Genomic DNA, 10012 nt, shown 5'->3' with positions numbered 1-10012 from the left:
AAATCTTCCTTTGCGCTCTTTGCGGTTAAATCTTTATACCTTTAAAAAACTTGAACATCGAGTTACAAGATTATATAGTTCTTTGAAATAAAATAACGGACACGGACACGGATAACGGACACGGCTTATCCCGTAAGTCGTGTCCGTGTCCGGGACCCGTGACCGTAAAAGGAGAGAAAATATGAAAAAAGTAGAAGATTTAGATGTTTTTAAACTTGCTCACGAGATGGCTCTGAAGATTTATCAAATTACTACAAACTACCCTGATGTTGAACGATTTGGGTTAACATCTCAAATGAAGAGAGCATCAGCATCAATTTGTATGAATCTGATGGAGGGAGCCCACCGCATTAGCACGAATGAATATAGACATTTCGTCAGCATATCGAGAGGTTCTTGCGGAGAGATGAAATATCAGCTTATGCTATCCAAAGATTTGGGATATTTAGATGAGAACACTTTTAAAGAGATGAGAGAAGCGTATGAAAGAGTAAGTATGATGCTTACAAGATTATATAGTTCTTTGAAATAAAATAACGGACACGGGAAATCGTGTCCGTGTCCGGGACCCGTGACCGTAAACGGACACGGACACGAATCCCGGACACGATTTTCGTTGACATTTATTCAAAAATTTGTTATTCTTCTTTATACAGAGAGCAAAGAAGGAGGTAATAAAGGTGGCAATAAATCAAGGACAAATTGAAAAGATAGTCTCTTTGGCTAAAATATATGGTGCTACACGATTGATTCTTTTTGGCAGTGCGCTGGAAATGCCATTAGAGACGAAAGATATTGATTTGGCTTGTGAGGGAGTAACAGGATGGAAGATTTATGAATTGGCGGCAAAACTTGAAGAGGAGTTAGAAACACCTTTGGATATAGTTCCATTAAGTCCGCCAACACGGTTTACAAGGTATATTGAAACAAAAGGGAAGGTTTTACTATGACAGATGAAGAACTTCGTGAAGAAATCAACATTGAACTTGAATTGATTGAGTCAATTCTGTGAGAACTTTTATCTTTACGCGATGATATATCTAAAAGGGAGCCAACTGTTCGTGAAAAAACCGCTGCGGGTGCTTTTCTTGCTCAGTTTTATGGAGGTATAGAAAATATCCTCAAACGAATTAGTCACTTTTATTCTATTCCATTGCCAACTGGTAGTAACTGGCATACTGACTTATTTAAACGATTTTGTGCACCTTCCTATGTCCCTTTACCAGTTTTGTTTGATGACTCTCTATCTTTAGCCTTTGCACCTTTTCGCAAATTCAGACATTGTTGTATATCACGGATATGGTTTTCAATTGGAATGGGATAGGATGCAAGAGGGTATTAAAAACATAGAAGATATATTTCTAAAATTCAAATCCACGCTTTCTAATTACTTGCAAACACTGGGGACGTATCGAATCTAATACCTGATGAATAAGGGATTGTTTTTTTAGAGAGCAGAGGGCAGGGGGCAGAGGGCAGAGGGCAGAGGGCAGAGAGCAGAGGGCAGAGGGCAGAAGGCAGAGGGAAGAGGGTAGAGAGCAGAGGGCAGGGGGCAGAGGGCAGAGAGCAGAAGGAAGGAGCAAAATGATATAATGAGAATTGAAAGCTATAAAGACTTGAAAGTATATCAATTAGCATATCAATTAGCAATGGAAATATTTGAACAAACAAAAAGTTTCCCTAAGGAAGAAAAGTATTCACTTATTGACCAAATGCGACGCTCATCACGGTCTGTTTGTACATCTATAGCAGAAGCATGGAGAAAAAGAAGATACCCCAAATACTTCACTAATAAATTGACAGATGCTGATGCTGAAGGTAGCGAGACCCAGGTTTGGATAGATTTTTCTTTAAGTTGTAAATATATCAATGTGGAGATTTACAAATATTGGACTCAAGGCTATGAAGAAATTGGAAAGATGCTTAATGGAATGTTGAAACAACCTGAGAAGTTTTGCCAATAATAATCTGCTCTCTGCTCTCTGCCTTCTGCTCTCTGCTCTCTGCCTTCTGCTCTCTGCAAATCGACCTGATGAATAAGGGATTGCGACGAAGAAAACGGGGCTCGGGGTCCGGGACTCGGGGCTCGGGTGGTGGAATAATTTTATGAAATATGGAATTATTTCGGATATTCATAGTAATTTAGAGGCTTTAAAGGTAGTCCTTAATGAATTGAAAGATGTTGACCAAATAATCTGTCTGGGAGATATTGTTGGTTACGGACCTCTTCCAAATGAGTGCCTTGAGGAAATAAGAAATCTTTCAGGATTGAAGGTGGTTGTTGGTAATCATGATTTAGCCTGCATTGGTTGGAAGGATACCTCATGGTTTAATGAATATGCCCAAAGAGCGATTATCTGGACTATGGATACTTTAACTAAAGAGAATAAAGAATATTTAGCCTCATTACCAGAAATCATCGAAGAAAAAGATTTTATTATGGTTCATGGCAGTTTAAATGATTATACAGATGAGTATATTAGTGGGATTAAAGAAGCCGCTAAAAACTTCAGGTTATTAAAAAAGAGTAATCTTTTATTAGTAGGACATACCCATCATCCACACCTATTTGTTTATAAAGAAGATTACCCAATTTATTCTATTAGACTTGGTGATACAGATACAATTAGAATTTTGTCTGATGAGAAATTAATCGTTAATGTTGGAGCAGTAGGACAACCAAGAGATGGTGACCCGAGAGCAAGTTTTGGCATATTGGATACAAATACTAACGAAATCACCATCCATAAAATTCCTTATGCTATCCGAAAAACACAAGAACTGATGAGAAAAGAAGTTTTACCCACACTCCTGATTGATAGATTATCAGAGGGATATTAAAAAATGCGAAGGATATTTTTTATAATCATATTTATTTTTCTCAGAACAACGATATGTGCTGATGAATTGCCATTTGGAACAAACGACAAACTTACCTATGAGGTTCGGCTATTTGGATTTAAAATAGGCAGTCAAATAGATGAGGTTATAGGAATCGAGGAGTTAAATACTCAGCAAACTTATCATCTTCGCTCTACAATTAAATCTAATCCTTTTTTTTCACATTATTACTACCTATCTGAACAATTAGATAGCTGGGTTCAAACCTCAACTTTACTTCCAGTGCTGACAATAAAGGATATTGACCGCAAAAAATATCATAAACATTATATCTCCACATTTGACCACATAAATCAAAAGGCAGTTGTTTTCAGTCAACATACGGATATAACTCGAACTATTGATATATTTCCAAATACCAGAGATTTTCTTTCTTTAATTTATTATTTACGAAATCAAGATTTGAAAGTGGGTAATTCATATCTTTTAAGTTTATTAACCTCAGATGAAGTAGAAAAGATTAAAGTAAATATAGTAAAAGAAGAAATGGTTTCTACCCCGGCGGGAAGGTTTAAAACTTTAAAGGTAATAGCTGGGACGGATATTATCGTCTGGTTCACAATAGATAAAACACATATTCCGGTTAAGATTGAAATAAAAACCGAGGTAGGACAACTAAAGGCATATCTGGGAAAAAAGGAATAACAGGAGTTATCCCATTACCGCGGAAGTTAAAAGTTAAAAATAATGGATGTATGTCCAAAATCTGTAATTATTCAGCTACAGATAGACACGGATGAAACACTGAAAATTCGTAATCCGTGTCCGTAATTAGGCTGAAGACTAAAGGGTTTTCCTCCTTCCGACTTTTATCTTCTATCCTTATTGATTCTCTGCCAGTGTAGGAAATTTCCACCCCCTAACCCCCGCCAGCGGGGGACAACCCGCCTCTGACCTCTATCTTCTGACCTCTGTATTTATCCGTGCTAATCCGTGTTAATCAGTGGTTGAATAGTTACTGTTTTTTTAAGAGATAAATTTTATTTAAACCAAATTCAAATGATTTAGTTTTTTCAATAATCAAATTTGCTTCTTTGAAGATTGCTTTAATGTCCTGAAGACTTAAGCCATGTTTCTCATTTTGATGTATTTCCCCTCTCATTAATTCATCCTTGATTTCTATCAAATGTGCTATCTTTCCAATTAACGGGGCTATCATTGTTATAATTATTCTCCCATCCTTTTTCAATATCCGCCGTGCTTCCTTCAAAACTGATACACGATACGGAATATGATTTAAACACGCAAGAAAAGTTATGGTATCGAATGTTTCATCTTCGAATGGTAAGCAATCAGTTCGTTCAACAACATAATTCGGTCTTTCTCCCCAATCAAAAATATCAACCCCTACTCCTTCTCCCTTATATCTTTTAACAAGATTATTATAACCACAACCAATGTCAAGTAATCTTCCTCTTACAAAAGGAAGCACTGCTTTTATCCTGAAGATTTCCGTCAGGTCCATCCGGTCTTTTTTTGTTAGTTTGAGAGTTAGTTTTTGGATTATATTAATCTTTAATCACCCCATTTTTAGTAACCGTTCAGCCACAGAGGCACAGAGTTCACAGAGAATTAGAGAAATTAGCCACATAAGGACACGAATTATAGCATTTATTAATCGAAATTTGACATAGATATGGCTATGAAATTCCAAATCACAAATTCCAAATTCCATTTAGTGAATTAGTAAATTAAGCGAATTAGTGAAATAGCGAATTAGCGAATTAAGCGAATTAGCGAATTAGTGAATCTGCCATATCTTTAAATCATAAAAAGACTTCGCCATCTTCCCATTTCTAATTCTCTAATCTCTAATTCGCTAAAATAATTCACTAATCTCTAATTCGCTTTTTGGTATGTGGAATTTGGTGCTTGGGATTTGGGATTTTTTCCTTATCCACTCTGAGTAAAATTTTGACTAATAACTGCTATATTCCCTCTGTGTTCTCTGTGACTCTGTGGCTATATCCTGAACGGTTACCATTTTCCAGAGATTGGTTGCTTACAGAATTTACATTTGCCATCCGCAAGATTATTCTCAATGATTTTAAACCCAAACCTTTTTATTATTATTTTAGAACATTTGGGACAATGGGTATTTTCTCCGGAATGACCGGGGACATTGCCAATATAGACATATTTTAATCCTGCAGAAAAAGCTACCTGGCGAAGGGTTTCTAATTTGTGGACAGGTGTTGGCGGCAGATGTTCTAATTTATAATGTGGGTAAAAACGGGAAAAATGTAACGGGACATCATCTCCTAATTCTTCTTTAATCCATTTACACATCTTTTCATTTATCTCTAAATCATCATTTTTATTTGGCACAACTAAAGTTACAATCTCGAGATGAATATTATTTTTTTTTAGGGTTTTGAGGGTATTTTTGACCGGGGCAATCCACGCTGAAGACATCTGTTGATAATATTCATTTGTAAATCCCTTCAAGTCAATACACGCCGCATTCAAATATTTACATAGTTCTTCCAATGGAACGAGATTAATAAATCCATTTGAATGATAAGTAGTCATTATTCCTTGTTTTCTGGCTAATTTACAGGTATCCAGCATATACTCGAAAAAAACACTGGGTTCGGTATAAGTAAATGCCAGCGAAGGACATTTTTCCGATAATGTTGCTTGAACGATTAATTCCGGGTTAAGAGGGAAATTTATTGTTTCTTCAGGCGTTGCTTGTGAGATTTGCCAATTTTGACAGAATTGACATCGTAAATTGCAACCTGCCGTGGCTAATGAAAAAACTGATGTTCCTGGCAAAAAATGGAAGAAAGGCTTTTTCTCAATTGGGTCAATATGAACCGCACACGGATTTCCATAGACAAGCGTCATTAATTTCCCATTTTGATTCTCTCTTACCCTGCAAAAACTCCTTTGTCCCGGACCAAGCGTGCACCTTCGTGGACAATTTTGACACTGCACCACACCATCTTCTAATACTAAATAATTTTGTGCTTCCCGGGGTGAAATGTAGCCTTTTCTACCTGAAATTTCTGCACCAGACCCAATTTTGGGCAAAAGAGGACAACTGGCTAAGGCTAAACTTAATATTGAGATTTTTTTAAAAAATTCACGCCGTGTTACTTTCATATAACAACCCCCTCTCCCCCAACTACTTTCAAAAATGCCTCCACAACTTGCGGGTCAAATTGTGTGCCTGAGGCATTTTTTATTCTCGATAAAGCCTCTTGAGTAGTCATTTTATTTCGATAGGCACGATTTGAGGTCATCGCATCATAGGCATCTGCCACACAGATTATCCTGCCGATTAAAGGAACTTCATCACCCTTTAAATTATCTGGATAACCCCCTCCAGAGAATCGTTCGTGATGATGTTTCATCCCGGGAAGGACTTTTTCCAGTTGACTGATATGCTCCATAATTTTGCTACCTTTGAGGGGATGGAGCTTTATCTTTTCGAATTCTTTGTCATCCAGACCACCGGGTTTGTGAAGAATATCATCTGGTATGCCAATTTTTCCAATATCATGTAAAAGCCCGGCTAATTGCACCTCCTCTTGTTCTTGCACACTCCATCCTAATCTTTTAGCAATCTCTACTGAATATTCTGCTACCCTTTCCGAATGACCATAAGTATATGGGTCTTTGGCATCTATGGTTGAGGCTAAAGCCTTCACAGTATCCCAGAAGAGTTCTTTTATCCTGATAAATAACCGGGCATTTTCTATAGAAATACCCACCTGGGAGATTAAAGTAGAGATTAGATTCATCTCATCATGGCTGAATTCCTTCTTGTTTAGACAATTATAAAGATTAGCTACCCCTAAGACTTGTTCCTTGCCCATTATGGGAAAAGAAAGGAAAGAAGTTATCTCATTAATTAATCCATCCCCTAAATCTTCAAACTGCTCCTGGGAAAGATAAATCTTGCCTTCATTAATAACTTCAGAAAGGATTTGGTGTGGTGGTCTTAAAATTGTTTCTGGATAGATAATCTTTCCGCTTTCTTTAACAATCTCTACTACCAATTCTCGGTTCCTGGAATTAATCAGCATAATCGAAGCCTTCTCTACCCGAGCTAAATCAGTAATCATATCAATGGAGATGTCCAATAATTCCTTCATCTCCATAGTGAAACTTATCATCTTAGTGGCGTAATTTAACTCATACAAGGAAAGGAGTTTTTCATTTAATCTTTCCTCAACTTCGATATTTTTTGTTTGCAATGAAGAAAGCATTTTATTTAAAGCACAGATTAGTTCTCCTGCCTCACCTTGAGCCGAAAGATTAATTGAATTAGTCTTTCCTTCAATGATAGATTCAACGGCTTGAATAATATCCTTAATTTCTATCATCTCTCAATTTCCTTACCAGAACACTAAATATCCCGGACTGCCTCTTCTTCTGTCTCGTAGATATTAAAGATAGAGGTAAAGCCCGCCAATTTGAAGATTTTATAGACATTGGGGTCTAAATGACAAAACCTTAAAATTCCATCTCGAGCTTTCATCTCTTTAGCCGCAAGTAATAGCACCCGTAATCCGCCGCTGGAGATATAATCAACCCTTTTAAAGTTAATGACCACCTTGTTCTTTTCCTGTGTCATAATGTTATGCCATTCTTCTTCTAATTGTGGAGCCGTAGCGGCATCTATTCGACCAGTAAGATTCATTACGGTAATTCCTTCAATTTCCTTAATTTCTACCTTCATATCTTTTCCTCCTTGTAGTTCGTAATTGGTAATCGGTATTACCCATAATCGATTACCGCAACCGTTCAGGTAATCCTTTACCGCAGAGACGCAAGAGTTTACAGAGAAGATATGGAAATAAATCAGATAACAGAAAAGATTATTGGTGTAGCCATTGAAATACATAGGACATGCTTGCCGAATGTTCAGCCGGCAAGCCAGATTTGTTAATCCATCCCTGATTTTCATCAGGGCAAGTTTAATGTTGTTGGACTCAAGAGATTGCACTGATGAAAATCAGGGATGTTAAGCCTATCGTCCATAAATTTTAATTTTCTTCTCTGCGTCTCTGTGTCTCTGCGGTGAACGGTTACCGATTACCTTTTTGCATTTAATCTTTTGACCATTACCAGTTCATTGCCTTCTTTCGGGTCAAAATAGTAATTGATTTCATCCATCAATTTTTTCATAAAGTAGATACCTAATCCACCTGTAGTTCGGTCTTCTAATTTAGCCTCTAAATTTGGTTCAGGAATGGTATTTGGGTCAAATGATTGACCATAATCCTTGATTTTAACGATAAAATTATTATCTTTGTATTCACAATTAATCTCAATAGAGCCTTCACTACCTTTTGGGTAGCTATGTTCAACTATATTTTCACACGCCTCTTCAACAGCAACTTGAATATCAAATCCTGTATCCTTATCCAGCCCAAATTTTTGTGTTGCTTGATAAATAAAGTTACTCATCAAAGGTAAATTTTCCAATTTAGCCGTAGTCTTGAAATTTAACATTTTTCTTCTATCTTTAACATAGCTACTACCGGCGATAGATTTAGCGTATTTTTTCATTTCAGCCGCCGCGGCACTTATCTCACCCAGATGCGTAAATTTGTTCTGCTCATTAGTTACACAGGCAATCGAGATAGAGATTAATGGAAATTTATTGGGTTGTCCTTTACGGTCTGGACAAAGAAGAAAACCTCTTTCCCTATCTTCTTCGTCATAGAAATTGAGAATACCAATGTCAAATGCTTTAATAATTTCGTTACAGATAGAATCAACCTTAGTCGGTGTAGTCAGGACAACAAAATCATCACCACCTATATGACCTACAAAATCTGTTGAATTTCCCAATTCTCTTATGGTTTGAATAATCGTCTGCGAGGTAAATTGGATAACCTCATCTCCCCGCTCATAGCCATAGGTATCATTAAATGCCTTAAAGTAATCCAGGTCAATATAAAGGATACAAAAACTTCTTCCTTGTTTTATTACCTCAGTAATTTTGTTATTAATCGGAACATTTCCTGGTAAACCTGTTAATGGGTTAGCTTGCATATCCCGTTTAATGCGGCGCAGATTTGCCTCTACCCTTACCAACAACTCCTGCGGATCAAAAGGCTTTGCCAGGTAGTCATCTGCACCAACCCTTAACCCTTTTACTTTATCATCCACATCCTTCTTAATCGATAAGATGATAATCGGGATATGACTTCTTAACCAATCTTCCTTAATCTTTTGACAAACCTCATATCCATCCATAACAGGCATCATCAGATCCAGGATTACCAGGTCAGGTTTTTCGGTCTCAATCTTTCTTATTGCTTCCTCGCCATTGTTGGCAGTGATTACTTCATAACCTGCTTTTTTTAGATTATACTCACCTATTTTCCGAATTGTTTGGTCATCATCAACAATTAATATCTTTTGTGGCATTTTTAATTACCTCTCAATTACTAACACCTTAATAATGGTCAACTATCTCTACCCCCTGATGTATTCATTACAGCAGATATTTTGCATGCTTGTTAAAAATGTGTATTATATTTTGAAGGAATTCTATATTGTCATTAAGATGATATGCTTTTTATCGGGGTCTATGCAACTTTTCACCCTCTCTCTGAAAATAATTATATCAAAAAGGAAATTAATTGTCAACAAACTTTTGCACGAAAATATGTAAGCGTTCAGGTGGTGTAACAAAAGGAAATATGGAGATTAAGGAGATATTATTAAAAAAATTGAAATTAATAGAAACTAATAGAAATTTATGGAAATTTGTTGTTTTCCACAATCAATTTCTACCTATTTCTATAAATTTCAATCTATTTCTATTATCTTATCTCCATATCACTCTTATCTCCTTATCCCCTTTCTTACACTTTTGATATATAGCCTGAACGGTTACGATAGTCTACAAATATATCACTCCTAACGGAGTTTAGAAAATATATTCAGCCCTGTAAAGGCGAGATGTTTATAGATTTATCGTCTCAACATCAAATTAGCTCCGTAGGAGCGATATGTTTATTGTAACCGTTCAGGGCTATACATTAGAAGTGTAAACAAGGAGAAATGGGGAAAAGGGAGAATTGGAGAAATGGCTCAAACTTTTTCTTGCTCCACCCTTCAGACATTAATCCTGGTGTCGTGTTGA

The 10012-nt window shown here is 36.6% G+C and carries 13 protein-coding genes; 7 read left to right on the top strand and 6 right to left on the bottom strand.

The window, feature by feature from the left end:
- The first annotated feature begins 181 nt into the window (after positions 1 to 181).
- The 6 genes from AB1414_09515 to AB1414_09490 all read left to right on the top strand — a co-directional run bounded on the left by AB1414_09515 (position 182) and on the right by AB1414_09490 (position 3546).
- Positions 182 to 532, top strand: a complete 351-nt coding sequence (locus tag AB1414_09515; GenBank protein ID MEW6607672.1) for a four helix bundle protein — start codon at positions 182 to 184, stop codon at positions 530 to 532.
- 148 nt (positions 533 to 680) lie between these two features.
- The gene (locus AB1414_09510; protein ID MEW6607671.1) at positions 681 to 950 is read left to right on the top strand and encodes a DNA polymerase III subunit beta; all 270 of its coding nucleotides are present in this window, start codon (positions 681 to 683) and stop codon (positions 948 to 950) included.
- A gap of 86 nt (positions 951 to 1036) precedes the next feature.
- Positions 1037 to 1324, top strand: a complete 288-nt coding sequence (locus tag AB1414_09505; GenBank protein ID MEW6607670.1) for a hypothetical protein — start codon at positions 1037 to 1039, stop codon at positions 1322 to 1324.
- Between the two features lie 268 nt (positions 1325 to 1592).
- Complete coding sequence (locus AB1414_09500; GenBank protein ID MEW6607669.1) at positions 1593 to 1964, top strand: four helix bundle protein; 372 nt, start codon at positions 1593 to 1595, stop codon at positions 1962 to 1964.
- Between the two features lie 142 nt (positions 1965 to 2106).
- Positions 2107 to 2841 carry a metallophosphoesterase family protein gene (locus AB1414_09495; protein MEW6607668.1) on the top strand — a complete coding sequence of 245 codons (735 nt, stop codon included), beginning with the start codon at positions 2107 to 2109 and terminating at the stop codon, positions 2839 to 2841.
- 3 nt (positions 2842 to 2844) lie between these two features.
- Positions 2845 to 3546 (top strand): DUF3108 domain-containing protein, encoded by a 702-nt coding sequence (locus AB1414_09490; protein MEW6607667.1) that lies wholly within the window; start codon positions 2845 to 2847, stop codon positions 3544 to 3546.
- 310 nt (positions 3547 to 3856) lie between these two features.
- Here AB1414_09490 and AB1414_09485 read toward each other — a convergent pair whose 3' ends face one another.
- From AB1414_09485 to AB1414_09460, 6 genes are all read right to left on the bottom strand, one after another.
- Positions 3857 to 4366: a methyltransferase domain-containing protein gene (locus AB1414_09485; GenBank protein MEW6607666.1), complete on the bottom strand. Its 510-nt coding sequence runs from the start codon at positions 4364 to 4366 to the stop codon at positions 3857 to 3859.
- A 54-nt stretch (positions 4367 to 4420) separates the two neighbouring features.
- The gene (locus AB1414_09480; GenBank protein MEW6607665.1) at positions 4421 to 4576 is read right to left on the bottom strand and encodes a hypothetical protein; all 156 of its coding nucleotides are present in this window, start codon (positions 4574 to 4576) and stop codon (positions 4421 to 4423) included.
- A 302-nt stretch (positions 4577 to 4878) separates the two neighbouring features.
- On the bottom strand, positions 4879 to 6009 hold the full coding sequence (gene amrS / locus AB1414_09475; GenBank protein ID MEW6607664.1) for an AmmeMemoRadiSam system radical SAM enzyme: 1131 nt from the start codon (positions 6007 to 6009) through the stop codon (positions 4879 to 4881).
- Positions 6006 to 7235: an HD domain-containing phosphohydrolase gene (locus AB1414_09470; GenBank protein MEW6607663.1), complete on the bottom strand. Its 1230-nt coding sequence runs from the start codon at positions 7233 to 7235 to the stop codon at positions 6006 to 6008. Before AB1414_09470 ends, amrS begins: the two co-directional genes overlap by 4 nt.
- Before the next feature lie 23 nt (positions 7236 to 7258).
- The gene (locus tag AB1414_09465; GenBank protein MEW6607662.1) at positions 7259 to 7591 is read right to left on the bottom strand and encodes an STAS domain-containing protein; all 333 of its coding nucleotides are present in this window, start codon (positions 7589 to 7591) and stop codon (positions 7259 to 7261) included.
- 356 nt (positions 7592 to 7947) lie between these two features.
- Positions 7948 to 9291 (bottom strand): response regulator, encoded by a 1344-nt coding sequence (locus tag AB1414_09460; GenBank protein MEW6607661.1) that lies wholly within the window; start codon positions 9289 to 9291, stop codon positions 7948 to 7950.
- Positions 9292 to 9625: 334 nt separating this feature from the next.
- On the opposite strand from AB1414_09460, the gene AB1414_09455 reads away from it, so the two are divergent.
- Positions 9626 to 9790: a hypothetical protein gene (locus tag AB1414_09455; GenBank protein ID MEW6607660.1), complete on the top strand. Its 165-nt coding sequence runs from the start codon at positions 9626 to 9628 to the stop codon at positions 9788 to 9790.
- Positions 9791 to 10012: the final 222 nt, after the last annotated feature.

The organism is bacterium, assembly GCA_040755795.1.
Lineage (GTDB): Bacteria > UBA9089 > CG2-30-40-21 > CG2-30-40-21 > SBAY01 > JBFLXS01.
The sequence above is the reverse complement of the archived record's forward strand: the minus strand, read 5'-3'. Positions and strand labels throughout refer to the sequence as shown.